Origin of the sequence: Pseudomonas sp. R43(2017) (assembly GCF_002112345.1) — a bacterium.
In the GTDB taxonomy this organism is placed as follows: domain Bacteria; phylum Pseudomonadota; class Gammaproteobacteria; order Pseudomonadales; family Pseudomonadaceae; genus Aquipseudomonas; species Aquipseudomonas kribbensis.
The window spans coordinates 234,243-256,120 of record NZ_NEHJ01000001.1 but is presented as its reverse complement, the minus strand read 5'-3'; the positions used below and the strand labels follow the sequence as shown (position 1 = coordinate 256,120).

21 protein-coding genes are annotated in these 21,878 nt (G+C 61.1%); 14 read left to right on the top strand and 7 right to left on the bottom strand.

The genetic code is table 11. The features are described from left to right. Positions 1–141: 141 nt before the first annotated feature. Complete coding sequence (locus tag CAG02_RS01095; protein ID WP_085709984.1) at positions 142–1,158, bottom strand: AraC family transcriptional regulator; 1,017 nt, start codon at positions 1,156–1,158, stop codon at positions 142–144. A gap of 219 nt (positions 1,159–1,377) precedes the next feature. On the opposite strand from CAG02_RS01095, the gene efeU reads away from it, so the two are divergent. From efeU to efeO (CAG02_RS01075), 4 genes are read left to right on the top strand one after another with little or no spacing between them, the layout of a single operon-like run. Continuing rightward, positions 1,378–2,226, top strand: a complete 849-nt coding sequence (efeU, locus tag CAG02_RS01090) for an iron uptake transporter permease EfeU (RefSeq protein WP_085709985.1) — start codon at positions 1,378–1,380, stop codon at positions 2,224–2,226. A gap of 8 nt (positions 2,227–2,234) precedes the next feature. Further along, positions 2,235–3,434: an iron uptake system protein EfeO gene (efeO, locus tag CAG02_RS01085; protein ID WP_085709986.1), complete on the top strand. Its 1,200-nt coding sequence runs from the start codon at positions 2,235–2,237 to the stop codon at positions 3,432–3,434. A 17-nt stretch (positions 3,435–3,451) separates the two neighbouring features. Then, the gene (gene efeB, locus CAG02_RS01080; RefSeq protein WP_085709987.1) at positions 3,452–4,750 is read left to right on the top strand and encodes an iron uptake transporter deferrochelatase/peroxidase subunit; all 1,299 of its coding nucleotides are present in this window, start codon (positions 3,452–3,454) and stop codon (positions 4,748–4,750) included. Between the two features lie 20 nt (positions 4,751–4,770). Next, a complete protein-coding gene (gene efeO / locus CAG02_RS01075; protein ID WP_085709988.1) occupies positions 4,771–5,595 on the top strand; it encodes an iron uptake system protein EfeO in 825 nt (274 codons plus the stop codon). 149 nt (positions 5,596–5,744) lie between these two features. On the opposite strand, the gene pssA is transcribed toward efeO (CAG02_RS01075), so the two are convergent. Beyond that, entirely contained in the window at positions 5,745–7,088 is a 1,344-nt protein-coding gene (pssA, locus tag CAG02_RS01070; RefSeq protein WP_085709989.1) for a CDP-diacylglycerol--serine O-phosphatidyltransferase, read from the bottom strand. 205 nt (positions 7,089–7,293) lie between these two features. Between pssA and CAG02_RS01065 the strand changes: the two genes are divergently transcribed. From CAG02_RS01065 to CAG02_RS01050, 4 genes are all read left to right on the top strand, one after another. Further along, positions 7,294–7,860 carry a TetR/AcrR family transcriptional regulator gene (locus CAG02_RS01065; RefSeq protein ID WP_085709990.1) on the top strand — a complete coding sequence of 189 codons (567 nt, stop codon included), beginning with the start codon at positions 7,294–7,296 and terminating at the stop codon, positions 7,858–7,860. Between the two features lie 52 nt (positions 7,861–7,912). Then, positions 7,913–8,392, top strand: coding sequence for a nuclear transport factor 2 family protein (locus CAG02_RS01060; RefSeq protein ID WP_085709991.1), 480 nt, complete (start codon positions 7,913–7,915; stop codon positions 8,390–8,392). A 212-nt stretch (positions 8,393–8,604) separates the two neighbouring features. Next, entirely contained in the window at positions 8,605–9,126 is a 522-nt protein-coding gene (locus CAG02_RS01055) for a hypothetical protein (RefSeq protein WP_085709992.1), read from the top strand. Between the two features lie 108 nt (positions 9,127–9,234). Continuing rightward, complete coding sequence (locus tag CAG02_RS01050; protein ID WP_085709993.1) at positions 9,235–10,014, top strand: TSUP family transporter; 780 nt, start codon at positions 9,235–9,237, stop codon at positions 10,012–10,014. Here CAG02_RS01050 and nudC read toward each other — a convergent pair. The 3 genes from nudC to CAG02_RS01035 all read right to left on the bottom strand — a co-directional run bounded on the left by nudC (position 9,982) and on the right by CAG02_RS01035 (position 12,487). Then, positions 9,982–10,812 carry an NAD(+) diphosphatase gene (gene nudC / locus CAG02_RS01045; RefSeq protein ID WP_085709994.1) on the bottom strand — a complete coding sequence of 277 codons (831 nt, stop codon included), beginning with the start codon at positions 10,810–10,812 and terminating at the stop codon, positions 9,982–9,984. The genes CAG02_RS01050 and nudC overlap by 33 nt on opposite strands. Positions 10,813–10,818: 6 nt before the next feature. Continuing rightward, a complete protein-coding gene (locus CAG02_RS01040; protein ID WP_085709995.1) occupies positions 10,819–11,631 on the bottom strand; it encodes a crotonase/enoyl-CoA hydratase family protein in 813 nt (270 codons plus the stop codon). Positions 11,632–11,713: 82 nt separating this feature from the next. Continuing rightward, positions 11,714–12,487: a class I SAM-dependent methyltransferase gene (locus CAG02_RS01035; RefSeq protein WP_085709996.1), complete on the bottom strand. Its 774-nt coding sequence runs from the start codon at positions 12,485–12,487 to the stop codon at positions 11,714–11,716. Between the two features lie 156 nt (positions 12,488–12,643). Here CAG02_RS01035 and CAG02_RS01030 point away from each other — a divergent pair, with 156 nt between their 5' ends. From CAG02_RS01030 to pncA, 4 genes are all read left to right on the top strand, one after another. Further along, positions 12,644–13,177 carry a tetratricopeptide repeat protein gene (locus CAG02_RS01030; protein ID WP_085709997.1) on the top strand — a complete coding sequence of 178 codons (534 nt, stop codon included), beginning with the start codon at positions 12,644–12,646 and terminating at the stop codon, positions 13,175–13,177. 62 nt (positions 13,178–13,239) lie between these two features. After that, the gene (locus CAG02_RS01025) at positions 13,240–13,725 is read left to right on the top strand and encodes a sigma-70 family RNA polymerase sigma factor (RefSeq protein ID WP_139831857.1); all 486 of its coding nucleotides are present in this window, start codon (positions 13,240–13,242) and stop codon (positions 13,723–13,725) included. After that, positions 13,722–14,480 (top strand): anti-sigma factor, encoded by a 759-nt coding sequence (locus CAG02_RS01020; protein ID WP_085709998.1) that lies wholly within the window; start codon positions 13,722–13,724, stop codon positions 14,478–14,480. Before CAG02_RS01025 ends, CAG02_RS01020 begins: the two co-directional genes overlap by 4 nt. A 50-nt stretch (positions 14,481–14,530) precedes the next feature. Further along, positions 14,531–15,157: a bifunctional nicotinamidase/pyrazinamidase gene (pncA, locus tag CAG02_RS01015; protein ID WP_085709999.1), complete on the top strand. Its 627-nt coding sequence runs from the start codon at positions 14,531–14,533 to the stop codon at positions 15,155–15,157. A gap of 40 nt (positions 15,158–15,197) precedes the next feature. Here the strand turns inward: pncA and CAG02_RS01010 are convergent, their stop codons facing one another. Further along, a complete protein-coding gene (locus tag CAG02_RS01010) occupies positions 15,198–16,499 on the bottom strand; it encodes an ATP-binding protein (RefSeq protein ID WP_085710000.1) in 1,302 nt (433 codons plus the stop codon). A 4-nt stretch (positions 16,500–16,503) separates the two neighbouring features. Then, the gene (locus CAG02_RS01005) at positions 16,504–17,205 is read right to left on the bottom strand and encodes a response regulator transcription factor (protein ID WP_007960391.1); all 702 of its coding nucleotides are present in this window, start codon (positions 17,203–17,205) and stop codon (positions 16,504–16,506) included. A gap of 273 nt (positions 17,206–17,478) precedes the next feature. Between CAG02_RS01005 and CAG02_RS01000 the strand changes: the two genes are divergently transcribed. Both CAG02_RS01000 and CAG02_RS00995 read left to right on the top strand, forming a co-directional pair. After that, positions 17,479–18,636, top strand: coding sequence for an efflux RND transporter periplasmic adaptor subunit (locus CAG02_RS01000; protein WP_085710001.1), 1,158 nt, complete (start codon positions 17,479–17,481; stop codon positions 18,634–18,636). 15 nt (positions 18,637–18,651) lie between these two features. Beyond that, a complete protein-coding gene (locus CAG02_RS00995; RefSeq protein WP_085710002.1) occupies positions 18,652–21,750 on the top strand; it encodes an efflux RND transporter permease subunit in 3,099 nt (1,032 codons plus the stop codon). Positions 21,751–21,878 lie beyond the last annotated feature (128 nt).

Here is a 21,878-nt window from a genome sequence, read left to right as displayed (position 1 = left end):
TGCCAGAATCCCTCTGTGTTTTTATTAGGTCGGGGAACCGTAAACATCAGAGGAATACTCGCGCCGCACGCCGGTTGCGGCAATGGCCAAAGCCTTCAAAGTGGATGACTGGTTTGGCCAAGGTTTGCGTCGATTCGAGAATCAGACCGCTTCGTTGAGGATCAGGCTTCGGTAATGCCCCGGATTGGTCCCGGACCACTTGCGAAACGCCTTGTAGAACGAACTCGCATCGGCAAATCCCAGGCGCGTGGCGATGTCGACAAAGCTGATCGAAGGCTCCGCCAGCCAGACGATCGCCAGCTCCTTGCGCACGCTGTCCTTCAACCCCTGATAGGTCTGCCCTTCTTCCGCCAGACGCCGGCGCAGGGTCGAGGCCGACATGCACAACTGCTGGGCCTGGGCTTCGGTCTCCGGCCACTGTTCGGCGGGCAACTGACGCAGATCCTGCTTGATCCGGCTGGCGAGGCTTTCCGGATCGCGGTACTTCACCAGAATGTTGGCCGGGGCATGGGCGAGGAAGCGTTTCAACTCCTCGGCGCTGCGCTTGATCGGCAGATCCAGCACCTCGGCGGCGAAAATCATCCGCGTACGCGGCCGGTCGAAGCGCAGGTTTTCCGAGAACATCACCCGGTAGTCATCACAGAACTCCGGTGCCGGGCAGCGCAGTTCGATGGCGAGGATCGGAATTCGCCGCCCCGCCAGCCAGCACGCCACGCCGTGGACGATCATCCAGTAGGTGAAATAGGTGAAGGCGCGGCGCGGCTCGGGGTCGTCCTCCAGCAGCACGATCTCCGCCAGACTTTGCTGATGCACCAGTTGCGCCGGCATGCGTTCAAGCATCAGCGACAGGAAATTCAGACCGGCGCTCAGCCCCGCAGCCAGGTTCGGCTGGGCCATCGCGCTGCGGCAGAGAAATTCCAGGCTGCCGGACTTCAGCTTGCGCGGGTCCATACCAAAGAACTCGTCATCACCCCGCCGCGCCAGCAGTCGCCATAACCGCGCGTACTGGCTGGCCGGGACGCGGGCGTCATCGGTGGCCAGCAGCGCCGGATCGATGCCGACCTTGTTCAAGACTTCTTCCGTGGCCACGCCCGGGGCACAACTTTGCTGCAGTGCTTCGCGCACCAGTTGAATGGCGATGGTGTCTTTTTCCGACATGGATCGAGGCAAATCCTGTTGTTGTTCGAGTGGCTGGCATCTTAACGCAGCAGCCCGGACACGGCTCGCTTCATCCGGAATGGCCGTGACGCATTTGAGAATGGTTGATCTTCAAGCCTGTTCAGCTACCGTTCAGGTAAATGTCAATGAGTGACATGTGAGAATGACTTTCATTATGTTACAACTTGTAACCTCATTTCGTTACACAGTGGATGCCGAATGCTCGTTCCCTTTCTGATCATGCTGCGTGAAGGCATTGAAGCCGCACTGATCGTTGGCATTATCGCCAGCTACCTGCAACAAACCGGTCGTGGCCAATGGATGCCGGCGGTGTGGATCGGCGTGTTTCTCGCCGCTGCGCTGGCCTTGTTGGTGGGCGGTGGCCTGGAGCTGGTCAGCGCCGAATTCCCGCAGAAACAGCAGGAACTGTTCGAAGGTGTGGTCGGCCTCGTCGCCGTGGGCATTCTCAGTTCCATGGTGTTCTGGATGCGCAAAGTGGCGCGTTCGATCAAGCATTCGCTGCAAGCCTCCCTCGACCATGCGCTGACCGCATCGAAGCATCAGGTCATCGCCCTGATCGCCATGGTGTTTTTCGCCGTTGCCCGGGAAGGTCTGGAAACGGTGTTCTTCCTGCTCGCCGTGTTCCAGCAGAGCGAAGGCCCGGGCGCGCCGATCGGCGCCCTGCTCGGCCTGATTCTGGCCATCGTCGTCGGCTTCCTGATCTACAGCGGCAGCATGCGCCTGAACCTGTCGGCGTTCTTCCGCTGGACCGGGCTGTTCATCCTCGTGGTCGCTGCCGGCATCCTCTCCAACTCGGTGCAGGCACTGCATGAAGCCGGCGTCTGGAATCACCTGCAAACCGTGCTCTTCGACTTCAGCGCGACGTTGCCGATGGACGGCCCGCTGGGCTCGGTGCTGGCCGGCATGTTCGGTTATCAGGATGCGCCGACCGTCAGCACCCTCGGCGCGTACCTGATCTATCTGGTGGTGGCGCTGGTGATGTTCTTCTATCCGGCTCCCGCCCCGGCGCCCAAAACCGCCCCCTCGAATTCCGCTTCCAGTCAATAAGGGCCTCCATGTCAAAGCCTAATACTCCCCAGGCCTCCCCTCCCCGCGCCTTGCGCTGGGCGGTGGCCGGTTCGGTGGTCGTGATGATCGCCGCCGGCGGCCTGTTCTACTACGCCTCGAAAATGGCTGCGGCCAAACGTCAGCACAACCATGACGAAGTGGTGGTCAACATCCACCCCGGCAGTTGCGAACCGAACGAGCTGAGCGTGCCGGCCGGTCGCGCCAGTTTCCGCATCGTCAACCGCTCCGACCGGGCGGTGGAATGGGAAATCCTCGACGGCGTGCTGGTGATAGAAGAACGCGAAAACATCGCACCGGGCCTGAGCCAGGTGATCAACGCCAACCTGCAACCCGGCGACTACGCCATCACCTGCGGCCTGCTGAGCAATCCGCGCGGCGTGCTGCATGTGACGCCGACCGCTGCCTCGGACGCCGCCGCCAAGGCCAAGCCGTCGATGGTCGCTTTCGTCGGGCCGCTGTCGGAGTTCCGGGTGTATCTGGCCACCCAGGGCAGCGCGCTGATCAGAGCCGTCACGGCGCTGAATCAGGCAATTAACAGCGGTGATCTGGCCCAGGCGCAAGCAGCGTATCTGCCGGCCCGCGCGGCGTATCAGCGTCTGGCCCCGGCCGCACAACGCCTGGCCGAGCTGGACAACAGCATCAACGCCCGCGCCGATTACTTCGAGAAACGCGAGCAGGATCCGGCCTTCGTCGGCTTCCATCGCATCGAGTACGCGCTGTTCCAGCAACGCAACCTCGACGGTCTGGCACCCATTGCCGAGCGCCTGTTGGGCGACGTCAACACGCTGAAACAACAGCTGTTGGCCCAATCGCTGCCGCCAGAGCAACTGGTGGAGATCCTCGTGCGCAACCTCAACACCCTGGCCGACGTGCGCGCCGCCAGCGGCGAAGAAGAACGCTACAGCCACGGCGATCTCAACGGCTTCGCGGCCAATCTGGAGACGGCGCACAAAGTCGTCGAACTGCTAAGACCGCTGCTGACGAAATCCGCCGCCGACCTGCTGCCGAAAATCGACAGCGCGCTGGCTGACTTCGACAACACCCTGAACAGCTTCAAGGTCAAGGACGGCTATGCAAGTTACGACACCGTCAGCGGTGAACAACGCAAACAGATCGCCGACAAGGCCAAGACCCTGGCCGACGCTCTCGACGGCATCGATCCCGCCCTTGGCCTCTCCGGCCTGTAAGTAGAAGACGAATACCGATGAACGATTCCGAACACTTCAACCTGCAACGCCGTCGCGTACTGATGGGCATGGGCGCCGCCGGCGTCGCTCTGGCCGGTACCGCCCTGAGCTGCCCGGCCATGGCCGCTGCGCCTGCACAAGTCACCGAAGCGCCAAGCAGCGACAAGACCCAGGATCATCATGACTTTCACGGCGTGCACCAGACCGGCATCGTCACCCCGCGCCCGGCATCCGGCATGCTGGTGTCGTTCGATGTGCTGGCCAGCGACCGTGAAGACCTCGAACGTCTGTTCCGCACCCTCAACGAGCGCATCGCGTTCCTGATGAAGGGCGGCCCGGTGGCGCAGATCGACCCGAAATTGCCGCCGCCGGATTCCGGCATCCTCGGCCCGGTGGTCACCCCGGACAATCTGACCATCACCGTGTCGGTGGGTGAGTCACTGTTCGACGAGCGTTTCGGCCTCGCCGCCGCCAAGCCCAAACGTCTGGTGCGCATGGTCGGCTTCCCCAACGATGCGCTGGAAGCCGATTGCTGCCACGGCGACCTGAGCCTGCAGTTCTGCTCCAACACCGCCGACACCAACATCCACGCCCTGCGCGACATCGTGAAAAACCTGCCGGACCTGCTGCTGGTGCGCTGGAAGCAGGAAGGCAGTGTGCCGCCGCAAGCCCCGGCCAAACCCGGTGTGCCGGCGCAATCGGCGCGCAACTTCCTGGGTTTCCGCGACGGTTCGGCCAACCCGGATTCCAACGACGGCAAAGCCATGGATCGCATCGTCTGGGTGCAACCGGGCAGTGATGAACCGGCCTGGGCGGCCCACGGCAGTTATCAGGCGGTGCGGATTATCCGCAACTTCGTCGAGCGCTGGGACCGCACGCCATTGCAGGAGCAGGAAAGCATCATCGGCCGGGTGAAAACCACCGGCGCGCCGATGGGCGCCAGCCATGAGACCGAAGTCCCGGACTACAGCAAGGACCCGGAAGGCAAGCTGACCAAGCTCGACGCGCACATCCGCCTGGCCAACCCGCGCACCGCCGCGAGCCAGGCCAACTTGATCCTGCGTCGGCCGTTCAACTATTCCAACGGCGTGAACAAGAACGGCCAGCTCGACATGGGTCTGCTGTTCATTTGCTACCAGGCCGACCTGGAAAAAGGCTTCATCACCGTTCAGACCCGCCTCAATGGCGAGCCGCTAGAGGAATACCTCAAGCCGGTCGGCGGCGGTTACTTCTTCACCCTGCCGGGTGTTACGAGCGACAAGGACTTCATCGGTCGCTCGCTGCTCAACGCTACCCAACCAAAAACAACTGCATAGCATTCAACAGGAGCCGCCCCATGAAAAAGACGCCCATCGCGTTATTGCTGACCCTTGGTCTACTCAACACCCCGCTGTCGGCGTTCGCGGCGACTGCACCGCTGGATCTGGTCGGGCCGGTTTCGGACTACAAGATCTACGTCACCGAGCAACTGGACCAGTTGGGCACCCACACCAAGCAATTCACCGACGCCGTGAAAAAGGGCGACCTGGCCACCGCGCAGAAGCTCTATGCACCGACCCGCGTCTACTACGAGTCGATCGAACCGATTGCCGAGCTGTTCAGTGACCTCGATGCGTCCATCGACTCCCGCGTCGACGACCACGAGAAAGGCGTGAAGGCTGAAGACTTCACCGGTTTCCACCGCCTCGAATACTCGCTGTTCTCGGAGAAGAGCACCCAGGGCCTGAACGATCTGGCCGACAAACTGGATAAAGACGTGCAGGACCTGCAGACCCGCGTTGCCGGCCTGACCTTCCCGCCCGAGAAAGTCGTCGGTGGTGCTGCCGCCCTGCTGGAGGAAGTCGCCGCGACCAAAATCTCCGGTGAGGAAGACCGTTACAGCCACACCGACCTCTATGACTTCCAGGGCAACATCGACGGCGCGAAGAAAATCGTCGACCTGTTCCGCCCGCAGATCGAGAAGCAGGACAAGGCCTTCGTGGCCAAAGTCGACAAGAACTTCGCCACCGTGGACAAGATCCTGGCCAAGTACAAGACCAAGGATGGCGGTTTCGAGACCTATGACAAAGTGAAGGACAACGACCGCAAGGCGCTGGTGGGTCCGGTCAATACCCTGGCTGAAGACCTGTCGACCTTGCGTGGCAAGCTCGGTCTGAACTGAGACTTGTAGCGCCTGTTCTACCGCCTTCGCGAGCAAGCCCGCTCCCACACTGGATCGTCGCTGAGCACAATTTTGTGTTCAATAAAGACCTAATGTGGGAGCGGGCTTGCTCGCGAAGGCATTTTTAGCGACGGTGAAAATTCTGTGCGCTACAGAATCCGGTACAGCAAGCGCTCGACCCGCACCCGACTCACGCGCTTGAGGAACTTGGCCACCCCCGCCGGGTAATCCGGCAAGGCTTCCAGATCCTGGAAACGTTCGATCCGCGTGGTGTGTTCGAAGATGTTTTCCAGCTCAAGACGACGCGGCTCCAGCCACTCGCCTTTCGGGTCGTCAATCAGCAGCGCGTTTTCCAGATCGAGACGGAACGCCCGCGGGTTGAGGTTGTTGCCGGTCAGCAGCGTATAGCGCTGGTCGATCCACATGCCCTTGAGGTGATAGCTGTTGTCGCCCTCACGCCACAGATGCAGGTTCAACTGGCCACTGTCGATGTTGCGCTGATGCCGCTTGGCGAAACGGCGCAGGCTGATCTCGTAGAGGTACGGCAGCGCGGCGATCACCTTGAACGGCTCGGTCGGCGGAATGTAGAAGTCGTTGGCCGTCTTGTCACCGACCACGATGTCGATCTTCACGCCACGGGCCAGCGCCCGGTTGATCTCGCGGATCACCCCCAGCGGCAGGTTGAAGTACGGCGTGCAGATGGTCAGTTGCTTCTGGGCGCTGGCGATCAGCTCCAGAATCACCCGGTTCAGCGGGTTGTTCTTGCCCACGCCGAGCAACGGGCTGACTGACAGGCCGGTATGTGCCGTGCTGCCGGCACTGGTGTCATACGCCGCATATTTGAGACGGCTGCGCAGATCGCCGATGTCATTGCGCAGGCTGCGGGTGGTCGGCAGGTGCGGCAGGTCGAGGCGATGCACCGCTTTCGATTCGATCAAGCCGTGCTTGACCAGGTGGTGCATCGAATCCGCCAGCTCACGGCTCTGCAGCACGTGATAACGGTCGAAGCGATACTTGTCGAACTTGTGCAGATAGACGTTGTTCAGGCTGGCGCCGCTGTAGACCACGCAATCGTCGATCACGAAGCCCTTCAGGTGCAGCACACCGAACAGCTCGCGGGTCTGCACCGGCACGCCGTAGACCGGCACCACGCTCTGGTGGGTACGGGTCATCTCCTGATACCAGGCAGCATTGCCCGGCTGCTTGCCGGCACCGATCAAGCCGCGCTGGGCGCGCAGCCAGTCGACGACCACAACGATCTCAAGCTCCGGGCGCTTGAGCTTGGCGGCATGCAAGGCATCGAGGATTTCCTGACCGGCTTCGTCGTTCTGCAGATAGAGCGCGACGAGGTAAATGCGCTGGGTCGCCTGGGCGATTTTCTCCAGCAGGCAACGACGGAACTCGGCGGCGCCGGACAGAATGGTCACGGCCTCGGCGGTCAGCGGAAAGCTGCGCAACTTGGGCAGCAGAGAGCGTTTGAAAAGCAACGGCATAGGGCTCGCAATGGGTCGAATCCGAAGAACCCGAGAGCTTACACCATCAACTCCTTCGGGTCTTGTGAGTGTCTGTAATAACTTCATCGCCAGCAGCCTGATCCCCACGTGAATCACATTTCCAATGTGGGAGCGAGCCTGCTCGCGAAAGCCATTTCAAAATCAGCGCTTGACCAAGGAGAACGATCGTTCTACTGTTCGCCACATGAACGAAATCACCAGCAACGACACGACCCGCGACATCATTCTGGATGTCACCGAAAAGTTGATCTACAAAAGTGGCATCGCAGCCACCGGTATGGATCTTCTGGTGAAAACCGCCGGTGTCTCCAGAAAGAGTATCTACCGCTACTTCGCCAACAAGGAGGAGCTGACCGTCGCCGCCCTGCAACGCCGCGACGTACGCTGGATGCACTGGTACAGAAGCGCCGTCGATCAGGCCGAAACCCCGGCCGACCGCCTGCTCAACCTGTTTACCGTGCTCAAGGGCTGGTTCGCCTCGGAAGGCTTCCGGGGCTGCGCCTTCATCAATACCAGTGGCGAGACCGGCGATCCGCAGGATCCGGTGCGCCAGGTCGCCAAAGACCACAAACAGAAGCTGCTCGACTACGTGTGCGAGCTGTGTACCGAACATGGTGCCGAGGACCCGCAACTGCTGGCCAGACAGTTACTGATCCTGATTGACGGCGCCATTACCGTAGCGCTTGTGATGGGTGATCACAGTGCCGCCGATAATGCGCAATGCATGGCGCGAAAGTTATTGGACCTGTAAAGCCTCAATAAGCGACAAGTTGTTAAATCGTTAATTTGATCGGGAGACAAACATGTCTACTGCAGCCGAAGTGCGTCCGCCATTGCCACCCTTCAACCGTGAATCGGCCATTGAAAAAGTTCGTCTGGCCGAGGATGGCTGGAACTCCCGCGACCCGCAGCGGGTGTCGCTGGCCTACACCCTGGACACCAAATGGCGCAACCGCGCCGAATTCGCCAACAACCGCGAAGAAGCCAAGGCCTTCCTGACCCGCAAATGGGCCAAGGAACTGGATTACCGCCTGATCAAGGAACTCTGGGCCTACTCCGATACCCGCATCGCCGTGCGCTACGCCTACGAATGGCACGACGACTCGGGCAACTGGTTCCGTTCCTACGGCAACGAGAACTGGGAGTTCGACGAGCACGGGCTGATGTTCCAGCGTTACGCGTGCATCAACGACATGCCGATCAAGGAAAGCGAACGCAAGTTCCACTGGCCGCTGGGCCGGCGCCCGGATGATCATCCGGGGTTGTCCGAGCTGGGTCTGTAACTGCGGACCTCGCTACTTCCGGTGGAAGCACGGATGCTTCCACTTGATGCTTTTCCTCAGAAACAGAAGTCAGTCGCTTTTATCGCAAAAGGTACTAATGGACTGTCAGTAATGACAGTAGCGTCCACCGAGGATCTATCAAATCATTGCCATGCAGCCAGATTTGGCCGAATTAACGACCTCTCTTCTACCCATGACAGTGAGCGACTGATATGACCCAGAAAAACATGGTTCCAAATGGTGATTTCAGTACCGGTGATTTCAGCAAATGGATTCCACAAGGTTACGACACATCTATATCCGTCGAACTCCACAACGGTAACTATGCCGCACGCTTGGTCGGTGGTAGAAACCAGGGTCAGAGTCTGGCAACCGAGACCTTTCAAATTCATCCGGGAGAGTTCGCTTTCAGTTTCCAGATCCAGGCTCCCAATGCCGCCCCATTGCAAGACACCAAGGAGCGACGAATTCACCCTCCAATCCTCGACAAAACCTCCAACCCTTTGTTTCACGCGCACATCTACTACACCCTTTGGGCGACCAATCGCAACACTGGTGAACTTGAAGTATGGCCCGAAGTGCGCTATGTCGATTCGCAAACAAGAACGCTGACGCTCAAAGGCACTATCCAGCCTGGTTACGAGTGGTTAAGTGTTCACTTCGCCATTCCCAACGATCCCTTTGGAAACAAAGGGCCGTATTTCATCGACAATGTCTGGTTCTCGACTATGTAGCCACTGACATTCAGGCATTATTGGATCGATGAGTATCCCAGTCGCGATGAACGGGTGTTAAGGCTATGATGACCGCCCGTTCCTGCCCTGCCGAAATTAGCCGATTCCATGCCTTTCGAACTCAGCGTTGACCTCACTACCCTGGCCGTTCTGGCCCTTGTCGCTTTCATTGCCGGATTCATCGACGCCATCGCCGGCGGTGGCGGTCTGTTGACTACACCTGCGCTGCTCACCGCCGGTCTGCCGCCGCATCTGGTGCTGGGCACCAACAAATTGAGTTCGACCTTCGGCTCGGCCACCGCCAGTTTCACCTTCTACCGGCGCAAGCTGTTTCACCCACGGCAGTGGATGCACGCGATCATCGGCACGCTGGTCGGCGCGTTGACCGGCGCCATCGTCGCCCACTATCTGCCCGCCGAATGGCTGAACAAGATGCTGCCGGTGATCGTCTTCGCCTGTGGCCTGTACCTGTTGTTTGGCGGCACGCCGAAAGCACCGTTGGACAGCGACGCACCGATCAAGAAGAAGTGGCAATCGACCCAGGGCTTCAGCCTCGGCTTCTACGACGGCGTGGCCGGCCCGGGCACTGGCGCGTTCTGGACCGTCAGCAGCCTGCTGCTCTACCCGATCGATCTGGTCAAGGCCAGCGGCGTGGCGCGCAGCATGAACTTCGTCAGCAACATTGCGGCGCTGTCGGTGTTCGTGTTTTCCGGGCAGGTGGACTGGATCATCGGCCTGAGCATGGGCCTGTCGGTGATGGTCGGCGCGTTCTTCGGGGCGCGCACCGCGATCAGCGGTGGCGCCAAGTTCATTCGTCCGGTGTTCATCACCGTAGTGCTGGGGTTGACCGTGCGTCTAGCCTGGCAACACTGGTTCAGCGTGGCCTAAGCGCCGCGCCACGTAGACGTCGATCAGGTAACGGGCAATCGATTTGGACGCCGGCAACGGCGGCAGATCGTGCACGTTGAACCACTGGGCGTCTTCGATCTCGTCTTCCTGACAGACAATCTCGCCGCCGGCGTATTCGGCATGGAAGCCGAGCATCATCGAATGCGGGAACGGCCAGCACTGGCTGCCCATGTACTGGATGTTCTTCACTTCGATCTGCACTTCCTCGCGCACTTCGCGAATCAGGCAATCCTCGGCCGACTCCCCAGGCTCGGCAAACCCGGCCAGCGTGCTGTAGACCCCGGTGACGAAACGCGGTGAGCGCGCCAGCAGCACTTCATCGCCCCGGGTCACCAGCACGATCATGCTCGGTGAAATGCGCGGATAACTGCGCAGGTCGCACGGCTGGCAATACATCGCCCGCTCCCGTGGCACTTGGGTCATGGGCTGACCGCAGTTGCCGCAGAACCGGTGTTCACGGGCCCACGTCCCGATCTGCGCCGCGTAACCCAGCACTTTGTAGATCGTGTGATCGCCATCGAGCATGAACGCCCGCAGGCCTTTCCAGTTGCAACCCGGCACCTCGCTGGTACTGCGCAGTTCCAGCAGGTAGACCGGCTCGCCATCGAGATGGCCGATGCCATGCTCGGCGAGGATCGACAAGTCCTGGCGCTTGAGCCATTCCCGGGGGAACAGCGCGCCATTGTCATCGAACAGAAAGCCCTCGGGGCTGCGCGCGACGGCCCAGCCGCCGGGTTGATCGGTGTCCAGTACTGCGGTGGTCCAGCGAGGTGTCATGGTTTCTCAATCCAGAAATTCGGGTTTCTGTTTGCTCATATGGGCGGCCATGGCCACGCGCAAGTCGGTGGATTGCAACATGGCGGCGTTCCAGGTGGCAACGTACTCCAGACCATCGTCGATCCGGTGGTCGCGCATGTAGCTGATCATTTCCTTGGTGCCGGTGACCGCGATCGGTGACTTGCCGGCGATGTCCCGGGCAATGTCCATCACGCCTTCGATCAGGCTGTCCTTGTCGCTGTAGACGCGATTGACCAACCCGATGCTGCGGGCCTCCTCGGCACCAAAGGTACGACCGGTGTAAGCCAGCTCACGCAGCATGCCGTCACCGATGATCCGTGGCAACCGTTGCAAAGTGCCAACGTCAGCCGCCATGCCGATATCGATTTCTTTAATCGAGAATTGCGCGTCTTCGGCGGCGTAGCGCATGTCGCAGGCCGCGATCAGGTCGATGGCACCGCCCAGGCAATAACCCTGGATCGCGGCGAGCACCGGCTTGCGGCAATTGTCGACGGCATTGAACGAGGCTTGCAGAGTCAGGATTTTCTTGCGCAGCAGGCGCGCATTACGGCCGACGTCCTTGCCCAGTTCATTCGCCACGCCGGCCAGCATCATCAGGTCGATGCCCGAGGAAAAGTGTTTGCCGGCACCACTGAGCACCACCACCCGCACTTCGTCGGTGTCGTCGATCCACTGGAACACCTCGACGATTTCGCTCCAGAACGCGGCGTTCATCGAGTTGATCTTTTCCGGACGGTTGATCTGCACATGGGCGATGTTGTCGGCCAGTTCGACGCTGAAGGCGGTGTATTGAGTCATGACAGAAATCCTTTACCGGTCTGAAAATGAGGCCTGAACTATATCAAGGCCTCAGAACGGCGGTTCGGCCAAATGCAGGACTCTATTCGCCCTTCACCGCCACGAACGCAGCAGTCTCGTAGGGCACGGTCATCACATCCCTGCCCCGCAGTTCGGGATCGGATGCGATCAACGCCCGCAGCTGTTCATCGATCCGGGCACGCTCTGCATCCGGCAGCGCCGCGATGAAACTGGTGGAGCGCACCCGGTTGAAAATCACATCCTCCGGCGAGCCGGTATGACCATGATGAAAATGCTCGGCCTGCAACGGCCCGAACGCCGGATGCGGGAACACCTTGCGCCAGGCGCCGGTGTAGTAACGCGGCGTGTCGCCTTCGCGGGCGTTGACGATGGCATCGAGCTTGGGCACCCAGCCGACCCGGGTATCGCGCAGATTCCAGATCAGCCCGAGCTTGCCGCCAGGCTTGAGCACCCGGGCGATTTCGTCCAGCGCTTCGGTGCTGGCGAACCAGTGAAAGGCCTGGGCGCAGACCACCGCGTCCACCGACTCATCAGGCAATGGCAAATCGGTCGCCATGGCGCTCACGGCCAACACGTCGGGCCAGTTGGCAGACAGTTTTGCCAGCATCTGCGCCACCGGCTCCACGGCAATCACCTGGGCACCGGTCGCCACCAATCGCCCGGTGAACTTGCCGGTGCCGGCGCCGAGGTCGATAACCGTCTTGTGGCCATCCAGGTCCAGGGTTGTCGTCAGCCAGTCGGTGACCGCCGGCGGATAGTCCGGCCGGCCTTTGACGTAGGTTTCCGCTGCGGTCTTGTAACCGGCGGCAGCGGAGTGGTGAACCTGATCTTTCATGGCGCAACTCCCGGGGTAGAACGGCGGATTGACGACAGACGACACGAGCATAGCCCGCGACTTTGCGCTTTCCTTGAATGGCACCTGACAAAGCAATGAATAAAACTTCACCTTGCGGTGTTCAACGTGAAACAGACCCACTATGGAGCCTTGCCCATGACTATCCGTTCCGTTATGTTCGCCGCCCCGTTGCTGATGGCCGCAATGTTGTCCAGCACTTTGGCCCTGGCCCACGGTGATGAAGACGAGCCGGTGCAGAAACCCAACTGCCCGAAAGGCCAAGTGTACGACAGCAAAACGCAGAAATGCGTGACGCAGACCAGCAGCCTGGTACCGGACGCCGACCGCACCGACTACGCCTATCGTCTTGCGAAGGACGGTCGCTATGAAGAAGCCCTGGCCTTGCTCGACACCCTGAAACAGCCGAACACCGCCAAGGCCCTCAACTATCGCGGTTACGCCACGCGCAAGCTGGGGCGCACCGACGAAGGCATCGGTTATTACCTGCAATCGGTGAAACTTGATCCGCAGTACGCGCAAGTCCGCGAATACCTGGGCGAGGCTTATGTCATCAAGGGTCGCGTCGATCTGGCGCAGGAACAGTTGCAGCATATCCAGAAGATTTGCGGCACGACCTGCGAGGAATACCGGGACCTGGCCGAAGCCATCAACGATTCATCGAAAACCTGACACGACACGCGGAGGCGAACATTTTCAGCGATCAGGCCTTCAGAGCCGAACTCGGACAACACCTGGCGCGCTTGTGGCGCTACGGTTTGCTGCTGTCGCGCAACCGGCACGTGGCCGAGGATCTGGTGCAAGCCACCTGCGTACGGGCGCTTGAACGTTCGGGCCAGTACGTGGCTGGCACGCGCATGGACCGCTGGTTGCTGAGCATCCTGCATTCGATCTGGCTCAATGAGGTGCGCGCCCGCCGGGTGCGTCAGGGCCAGGGCATGGTGGACGCCGACAGCCAGCTCACCTTCGACGGCGAATACGCCGCGCAGACCCACGTCATGGCGGCGCAGGTGATCCGCCGCGTCGATGCGCTGCCGGAGACCCAGCGCGAAACGGTGTACCTGGCTTATGTCGAAGGACTGTCCTATCGCGAAGTCGCCGAGATCCTGCAAGTGCCGATCGGCACGGTCATGAGTCGTCTGGCCACCGCCCGCCTGAAACTGGCCGAATACCCACCGCTGCATGCGGTACCGAATACCCCCGCAGGAGACCGGCAATGAGTACGCCTTCCGACGAGCAACTGGTGGCGTATCTGGACGATGAATTGGACCGCGAACAACGCAGCCAGCTCGACAGCCTCATCGCCGACGATCCGCTGCTCAATCTTCGTGTGCAGTGGCTGAGCCGCAGCAATCTGCCCTATCGCGACGCCTACGATGAGCTGGCCCGACAGGCACCGCTCGATCGCCTGCAAGCCCGACTGGATGCCGCGCCCTCCCCGCAACGGCCCGGATTCAGCCGGCGCTGGTTCATCGGCGCGGCGGCAGCGGGCATGGTGCTCGCGGGTGTCGCGGCGGATCGCTTGTTCCTCGGCTGGCAAGCGCAGCAATCGCATGGCTGGCGCGAGCTGGTGGGCGATTACATGGCGCTGTACGTCCCGCAAACCCTTGAACATCTGACCACTGACGAAGCCTCGCAACTGGCGCAATTGCGCACGGTCGACGCGCGGCTGGGCCTGAGCCTGTCGCCGGCGAAACTGAAACTGCCCGGCGCGCAGTTCAAACGTGCGCAGCTACTTGAATACGACGGCGTGCCGATTGCACAGATGACCTGGCTCGACGCCGCCCACGGCCCGCTGGCACTGTGCGTTACCCGCTCCAACAGCGGCAGCCAGCCGCTGGCCCATGAACGCCGGCACGGGATGAACGTGGTGTACTGGACCGAACGCGAGCATGCCTGGATGTTGATCGGCCATAATCCGGCCGCCGAGCTGGAAGAGATGGCGAAAATGTTTAAGACCCGGCTGAACGTTTAAATAACTTTGTCACTATGCTGCTCGGGTGATTTTCCAAGAAGGATGGATTTATGCCGATTTCGCCACGCACAGCCCTGCTGGTCATCGACGTACAGAACGATTTCATTCCCGGCGGCCAACTGGCCGTGCCCGAGGGCGACCTGATCGTCCCGCTGATCAACCGACTCGCCGAACACTTTAAGCAAGTGGTCATTGCCCAGGACTGGCATCCGGCGGGCCACGCTTCGTTTGCCTCCAGCCATCCCGGCCGCCAGCCTTACGAGGTGATTCAACTGCCGTACGGCGAACAGACGCTCTGGCCGGATCACTGCATTCAGGGCTCACGCGGCGCCGAGTTTCACTCGGGACTCGACCTGCCCCACGCTCAATTGATCATCCGCAAGGGCTGCAACCCGGACATCGACAGCTATTCGGCGTTTCTTGAAGCGGACCGGACGACCACCACCGGGCTGACCGGTTATTTGAAGGAACGCGGCATCGACACGGTGTACATGGTCGGCCTGGCGCTGGATTTCTGCGTGATGTTCTCCGCGCTGGATGCACGGGCGGCGGGGTTCAATACGTTTGTGGTGCTGGATGCGTGCCGGGCGATCGACATGAACGGCTCGCTGGCATCGGCGATCGAGCGGATGCAAGTGGCCGGAGTCGGGCTGATTCAATCCACTGAACTGCTCTGACTGATGCTCGTTCCCGCGACGTTCGGGGGAACGAGCAGCTTCACGCCGGGGTCGGCAACCAAAGCCTGAACCGCGCCCCACCCAACGGCGAACTTTCCACCGTCAACGTCCCGCCCTGCGCTTCCAGCGCCCGACGGCTGATGGCCAGGCCCAGACCAAACCCGCCAGTGGCCCGGTCACGGCTGCGATCCAGTCGATAGAACGGCTCGAAAATCCGCTCCCGCTCATCCTCCGGAATGCCGATCCCGTCATCATCCACCCAAATTTCACAGCCCTTCGGACACACCTGGACACCGATCTGAATGCGCTTTTCGCAGTAACGCATGGCGTTACGCAGCAGGTTCTGAATCGCGCGAGCCGTCAGGCGTGGATCTAGGGAAAAGCGCTCCAGCTGATTGTGCAGCAGCACATCGATGACGATTTCCGGGGACTCCAGCTCTTCGTCAACGCTACCCAGAATGCTGTCGATGAACTCGTCCAGCGACACTTCGACCTGCTCCGGCAAGCGCGCCGGATTTTGCAGGCGGCTGTAGGACAACAACTCCAGCACCAGCTCATCCAGTTCGCGAATGTGCGCCACCAGTCCTTGCAGGCGTTCACGACTGGTTTGCGGCAAATCATCGGACAGCGCCAGCGCCAGGCCGAAGTCCAGTCGGGTCAGTGGCGTGCGCAGTTCGTGAGACACCGCGTTGAGCAGATCACGCTGCTGATTGAGCAGGTTTTCAATGTCGCCGGCCATGGTGTCGAACACATTGGCCAGACTGCCAATGTTCGAACTCGAGCCAATTTGCGTACGCTCACTCAAATGGCCTTTACCGAAGCGCTCGGCAGTGCCCTTCAGGCGTTCAAGATCACGCCAGTGCGGCCGCAGCCAGAGCAGCAGGCACGCCAGCAAACTCGCACCGATCAGAACGTTGATGCTCCAGTACAACAGGTTCACGTCCATCGGGTCCGGCGGCACCACCATCTGCACGGCCACCTGGTCGTTCAGTGGCGTCACCGCCAGCGTCCGCCAGCCCCAGTCACCGATGCGCACCACGTTTTCGCCGCGACGCAGGCGCTCTTGTTCGATCGGGGTGAAGTCAGCGTTATCGATGCGGGCGAGGACGATGTGCAGCGGCTGGAAATCCTTGTCCATCGACGCGGCAACCGCCGGCCACTGATCCTGCGGCACCGCGCGAAACTGCTTGGTGATCAGCGATTGCAGGCCCCGGGAATAGTCGAGGTTGTAAGTCACGAAGCGATCCCTGAACGCCATCACCACCAGATCCGGCACCAGATAGATTGCCGCGCTGTAGGAAACGATCGTCACCAGATAAAGGCGAAACAGGATTCTGAACATCGACTCAGCATTCCCACTCGGAACGGCTGAACAGATAACCCTTGCCCCACACGGTCTTGATCTTGCGCGCTTCGCCCGCGTGGTCGTCGAACTTGCGCCGCAATTTGGAAATCGCCACGTCCACCGAGCGGTCCGTGCCGTTGAACTCTATGCCGCGCAGGCGTTGCAGGATCTGGTCGCGACTCAGCACTTCACCGGCGTGACGGGCCAGTACCACCAACAGGTTGTACTCGCCGCTGGACAGCTCCACCGGTTGCTCGCGCCAGGTCACGGTGCGTTCGGACAAATCAATGCACAGATTGCCCATCAGGATGCGGTCGTTGGCGGTCATCGGCTCGCCGAGGCTGCTACGACGCAACAATGTGCGCACCCGCGCCAGCAGGACCCGTGGCTCGCAGGGTTTGGTGACGTAATCGTCGGCGCCCATTTCCAGGCCCAGCACCTGATCATGGCTGTCATCGCGGGCGGTGAGCATCAGGATCGGCAGCGTTGCCGAGTCGGCCCGCAGCAATCGACAGACCTGCAAACCGTCGAGGCCCGGCAGCATCAGGTCGAGAATCACCAGGTCCGGCGGATTGAGCCGCGCCCGTTCTCGCACATGGTCGCCCCGGCCGATCACGCTGACGGAATAGCCGTTGCGCTCGAGATAGCTGGAGATCAGTTCGGCGAGGGCGGTGTCGTCTTCGACCAGGAGGATGTTGGGCATTGATGATCCAGATATTGCAGTGGTGTTTGTCAGGACCTCTTCGCGAGCAAGCTCGCTCCCACATTGAATTTGTGTCGTTCACAAAACCTGTGGGAGCGAGCTTGCTCGCGAAAGCGGCTTAACAGTCACGAAATAATTCAAGGCGTAAAGGATATACGCCCTCACTCGTCCCTGAGCAAAACCCTTACACAATTTCACACAGCGCCTACAAAGCTTCACCGCTACCCTCGGCGACTGTCCGTAGGATGCGCAGATCAATATTGGGGGTTGTACATGTCGAAGAATCTGCTGGCCGGGCTCGGCCTGATCGCATTGGCGCTGACGCTGGGTGCCTGTGGTAAACCCTCTAGCACCGAGGAACAGGCGCCGCCGGCCACCGTGCGGGTCGAAACCCTTGAGGCACGCCCCCTGTCGATCAGCAGCGAACTGAGCGGACGCATTGCCGCGCCACGCATCGCCGAAGTCCGCGCCCGGGTCGCCGGTGTGGTGCTGCAACGCACCTATCGCGAAGGCAGCGACGTGAAAAAGGGCGACGTGCTGTTCCGCATTGACCCGGCGCCGTTCAAGGCCGACCTGGACAGCGCCGAAGCGGCCCTGCGCAAGGCCGAAGCCAACGCATTCCAGGCAAAACTGCAGGAACAGCGCTATGCCCAGTTGATCGACGATAAAGCCATCAGCGCTCAGGACTACGACAACGCCCGCGCCAACGCCCGGCAGACCGCCGCCGACGTCGCCGCCAACAAGGCCGCTGTAGAACGGGCGAAACTGAATCTGGGTTACGCAACCGTCACTGCGCCGATTTCCGGTCGTGTCGGTCGTGCTCTGGTCACTGAAGGTGCGCTGGTCGGCCAGAACGAAACCACGCCCATGGCGCTGATCCAGCAACTGAACCCGATCCACGCCGACCTCACCCAGTCGACTCGTGAACTGAATGAACTGCGCCGCGCTTTCCGCTCCGGCCAGTTGCAGCAGGTCGGCCAGGACCAGGTCAAGGCCACGCTGATTCAGGACGACGGCAGCCTCTATCCGCTGCCGGGCAAGTTGCTGTTCAGCGACATCACGGTCGATCCGGGCACCGGGCAGATCGTTCTGCGCAGCGAATTCCCCAACCCGGATCTCGATCTGCTGCCCGGCAGTTATGTTCGTGTGCGTCTGGAACAAGGCGTGATTCAGCATGGCCTGACCGTGCCGCAACGTGCGGTGCAACGCGACAGCGCCGGTGTGGCGCAAGTACTGACCGTCGACGATCAGATGCGCGTTGCCCTGCAACCGGTGCAATTGGGCGCGGTGCAGAACGACCGCTGGATCGTCACCGGTGGCCTGAAGGCCGGCGACCGCGTGGTCATCGAAGGCCTGCAGCACGCCCGCCCCGGCGAAACCGTGCAGATCGACGACACCCCTCTTCCACTTGCCCAGACCTCTGGTCAGTAAGCAGGACGCTCTTCTATGCCGCAGTTCTTTATCGACCGCCCGGTGTTCGCCTGGGTCGTCGCGTTGTTCATCCTGTTGGCCGGTGCGCTGGCCATCCCGCAATTGCCGGTGGCGCAATACCCCGACGTCGCGCCGCCACAGATCGAAATCTATGCCGTGTACCCGGGCGCCTCGGCGCAGACCGTCGACGAGAGCGTGGTCAGCCTGATCGAGGAAGAGCTCAACGGCGCCGATCACCTGCTGTATTTCGAATCCCAGAGCAGCCTGGGCAGCGCCACGATCAAGGCGACGTTCCAGCCGGGCACCAACCCGGAACTGGCACAGGTTGACGTGCAAAACCGCCTGAAAGTGGTCGAGTCGCGCCTGCCGCAAGCGGTCAATCAGCAAGGTTTGCAGGTGGAGAAAGTCTCCGCCGGTTTCCTGCTGCTGATCACCCTGACTTCCAGCGACGGCAAGCTCGATGACGTAGCGCTCAGCGACTACCTGGCGCGCAACGTGATGAACGAAATCAAGCGTATCGACGGCGTCGGCAAGGCCCAGTTGTATGGCGCCGAGCGGGCGATGCGGATCTGGGTCGACCCGCAGAAGCTGATCGGTTTCAACCTGACGCCGGCCGACGTCAACGCCGCCATCGTCGCGCAGAACGCCCAGGTCTCGGCGGGAAGCATCGGCGATCTGCCGAACCCGGGCACTCAGGAAATCACCGCGACGATTCTGGTCAAGGGACAACTGTCGACGCCGGAAGAGTTCGCCGACATCGTGCTTAAGGCCAATCCGGACGGCTCCACCGTGCGCATCAAGGATGTGGCGCGGGTCGAGATCGGCAGCCAGGAATACCAGTTCGGTACGCGCCTGAACGGCAAGCCTTCCACCGCCGTCGGCGTGCAACTGTCGCCGGGCGCCAACGCCCTCAGCACCGCAACGCTGATCCGGGCGAAGATGGATGAACTGTCGCGTTACTTCCCGACCGGTGTGGAGTACAAGATTCCCTACGACACTTCGCCATTCGTGAAGGTTTCGATCACCAAAGTGGTCTACACCCTCGGCGAAGCGATGCTGCTGGTGTTCGCGGTGATGTTCCTGTTCCTGCAGAACATCCGCTACACACTGATCCCGACGCTGGTGGTGCCGGTGGCGCTGATGGGCACCTTCGCGACCATGCTCGCGCTGGGCTTCTCGATCAACGTGCTGACCATGTTCGGCATGGTGCTGGCCATCGGCATTCTGGTGGACGACGCCATCGTGGTGGTGGAGAACGTCGAACGGATCATGGCCACCGAAGGCCTGTCGCCCAAAGAGGCGACACGCAAGGCGATGCGGCAGATTACCGGGGCGATCATCGGCATCACGCTGGTGCTGGTGGCGGTGTTCATTCCGATGGCGTTCATGCAGGGTTCGGTGGGCGTCATCTACCGGCAGTTCTCGCTGTCGATGGCCACTTCGATTCTGTTCTCGGCGTTCCTTGCCCTGACCTTGACCCCGGCACTGTGCGCAACGCTGCTCAAGCCGATCGCCAAGGGCGAGCATCACGAGAAGACCGGGTTCTTCGGCTGGTTCAACCGCCGCTTCGAGCAACTGACCGATCGCTATCAAGGCTGGGTGGGCTACGCGCTGAAACGCACTGGGCGTTACCTGCTGATTTACGTTGTGCTGCTGGTGGGTCTGGGTCTGTGCTTCGCACGCCTGCCCTCTTCGTTCCTGCCGGTCGAGGATCAGGGTTACACCATCACCGACATTCAGCTGCCGCCGGGCGCGACCAAAAACCGTACCGTGCAGGTCGCCGAGCAGCTTGAGGCGCACAACAGCGGCGAACCGGGCATCAGTGACAGCGTGGTAATTCTCGGCTTCAGCTTCTCCGGCAGCGGGCAGAACGCCGCATTGGCCTTCACCACGCTCAAGGACTGGTCGCATCGCGGCAGCGACGACTCGGCCAGCTCCATTGCCGATCGCGCCAACATCGCCCTGAGCGAGATCAAGGATGCGATGGCGTTCTCGGTATTGCCGCCACCGGTTGACGGCCTCGGTACTTCCAGCGGTTTCGAATTCCGCTTGCAGGATCGCGGCGGCCTCGGCCATGCAGCGCTGATGGAGGCGCGCACCCAACTGCTGGAAGCCGCCGAGAAAAGCCCGATCCTGATGAACGTGCGAGAAAGCGCACTGGCCGAGGCCCCGCAAGTGCAGCTGGAGGTGGACCGCAAACAGGCCAACGCGCTGGGCATTTCCTTCGCCGACGTCGGCAACGTGCTGTCCACCGCCATCGGTTCTTCGTACGTCAACGACTTCCCCAATCAGGGGCGCATGCAACGGGTGGTGGTGCAGGCCGAAGGCGACCGTCGCAGTCAAGTCGATGACCTGCTGAAAATGCACGTACGCAACGACGCCGGGAAAATGGTGCCGCTGTCGGCATTTGTCCGAGCCACATGGACTCAGGGCCCCGCGCAGCTGACCCGCTACAACGGCTACCCGGCGATCTCGATTTCCGGCGAACCGAAACCCGGCCACAGCACCGGCGAAGCCATGGCGGAGATCGAACGGCTGGTAGCGCAAGGGCCGAAAGGCATGGGTCAGGAATGGACCGGTCTGTCGCTGCAGGAACGTTTGTCCGGCAGTCAGGCGCCGATCCTGCTCGGGTTGTCGTTGCTGATCGTGTTCCTGTGCCTGGCGGCGTTGTACGAGAGCTGGTCGATTCCGACTTCCGTGCTGCTGGTGGTGCCGCTCGGTGTGCTTGGCGCAGTGCTGGCGGTGACTTTGCGCGGGATGCCCAACGATGTGTTCTTCAAGGTTGGCCTGATCACCATCATCGGCCTATCGGCGAAGAACGCGATCCTGATCATCGAGTTTGCCAAGAGCCTGTATGACGAAGGTCACGATCTGATTGACGCCACGCTGCAAGCGGCGCGCCTGCGGTTGCGGCCGATTGTCATGACCTCGCTGGCGTTCATTCTGGGTGTGGTGCCGTTGGCGATTGCCACGGGCGCGAGTTCGGCGAGTCAGCAGGCGATTGGTACCGGGGTGATTGGCGGGATGATTACTGCAACATTGGCGGTGATTTTCGTGCCGGTGTTTTTCGTTGTCGTGATCAAGCTCGTACAACGATTCACCAAACCCCACTGATCCCAAATGTGGGAGCGAGCTTGCTCGCGAAAGCGTCGACACATTCAAAGTGGATGTTGGCTGACCAGACGCATTCGCGAGCAAGCTCGCTCCCACAGGGATATGCAAACATCCAGCGTTATGGTCAC

Bases quoted from the DNA above. Each gene is read 5' to 3' on its own strand.
- CAG02_RS01095 (WP_085709984.1), bottom strand. From the start codon at position 1,158: ATGTCGGAAAAAGACACCATCGCCATTCAACTGGTGCGCGAAGCACTG.
- efeU (WP_085709985.1), top strand. From the start codon at position 1,378: ATGCTCGTTCCCTTTCTGATCATGCTGCGTGAAGGCATTGAAGCCGCA.
- efeO (WP_085709986.1), top strand. From the start codon at position 2,235: ATGTCAAAGCCTAATACTCCCCAGGCCTCCCCTCCCCGCGCCTTGCGC.
- efeB (WP_085709987.1), top strand. From the start codon at position 3,452: ATGAACGATTCCGAACACTTCAACCTGCAACGCCGTCGCGTACTGATG.
- efeO (WP_085709988.1), top strand. From the start codon at position 4,771: ATGAAAAAGACGCCCATCGCGTTATTGCTGACCCTTGGTCTACTCAAC.
- pssA (WP_085709989.1), bottom strand. From the start codon at position 7,088: ATGCCGTTGCTTTTCAAACGCTCTCTGCTGCCCAAGTTGCGCAGCTTT.
- CAG02_RS01065 (WP_085709990.1), top strand. From the start codon at position 7,294: ATGAACGAAATCACCAGCAACGACACGACCCGCGACATCATTCTGGAT.
- CAG02_RS01060 (WP_085709991.1), top strand. From the start codon at position 7,913: ATGTCTACTGCAGCCGAAGTGCGTCCGCCATTGCCACCCTTCAACCGT.
- CAG02_RS01055 (WP_085709992.1), top strand. From the start codon at position 8,605: ATGACCCAGAAAAACATGGTTCCAAATGGTGATTTCAGTACCGGTGAT.
- CAG02_RS01050 (WP_085709993.1), top strand. From the start codon at position 9,235: ATGCCTTTCGAACTCAGCGTTGACCTCACTACCCTGGCCGTTCTGGCC.
- nudC (WP_085709994.1), bottom strand. From the start codon at position 10,812: ATGACACCTCGCTGGACCACCGCAGTACTGGACACCGATCAACCCGGC.
- CAG02_RS01040 (WP_085709995.1), bottom strand. From the start codon at position 11,631: ATGACTCAATACACCGCCTTCAGCGTCGAACTGGCCGACAACATCGCC.
- CAG02_RS01035 (WP_085709996.1), bottom strand. From the start codon at position 12,487: ATGAAAGATCAGGTTCACCACTCCGCTGCCGCCGGTTACAAGACCGCA.
- CAG02_RS01030 (WP_085709997.1), top strand. From the start codon at position 12,644: ATGACTATCCGTTCCGTTATGTTCGCCGCCCCGTTGCTGATGGCCGCA.
- CAG02_RS01020 (WP_085709998.1), top strand. From the start codon at position 13,722: ATGAGTACGCCTTCCGACGAGCAACTGGTGGCGTATCTGGACGATGAA.
- pncA (WP_085709999.1), top strand. From the start codon at position 14,531: ATGCCGATTTCGCCACGCACAGCCCTGCTGGTCATCGACGTACAGAAC.
- CAG02_RS01010 (WP_085710000.1), bottom strand. From the start codon at position 16,499: ATGTTCAGAATCCTGTTTCGCCTTTATCTGGTGACGATCGTTTCCTAC.
- CAG02_RS01005 (WP_007960391.1), bottom strand. From the start codon at position 17,205: ATGCCCAACATCCTCCTGGTCGAAGACGACACCGCCCTCGCCGAACTG.
- CAG02_RS01000 (WP_085710001.1), top strand. From the start codon at position 17,479: ATGTCGAAGAATCTGCTGGCCGGGCTCGGCCTGATCGCATTGGCGCTG.
- CAG02_RS00995 (WP_085710002.1), top strand. From the start codon at position 18,652: ATGCCGCAGTTCTTTATCGACCGCCCGGTGTTCGCCTGGGTCGTCGCG.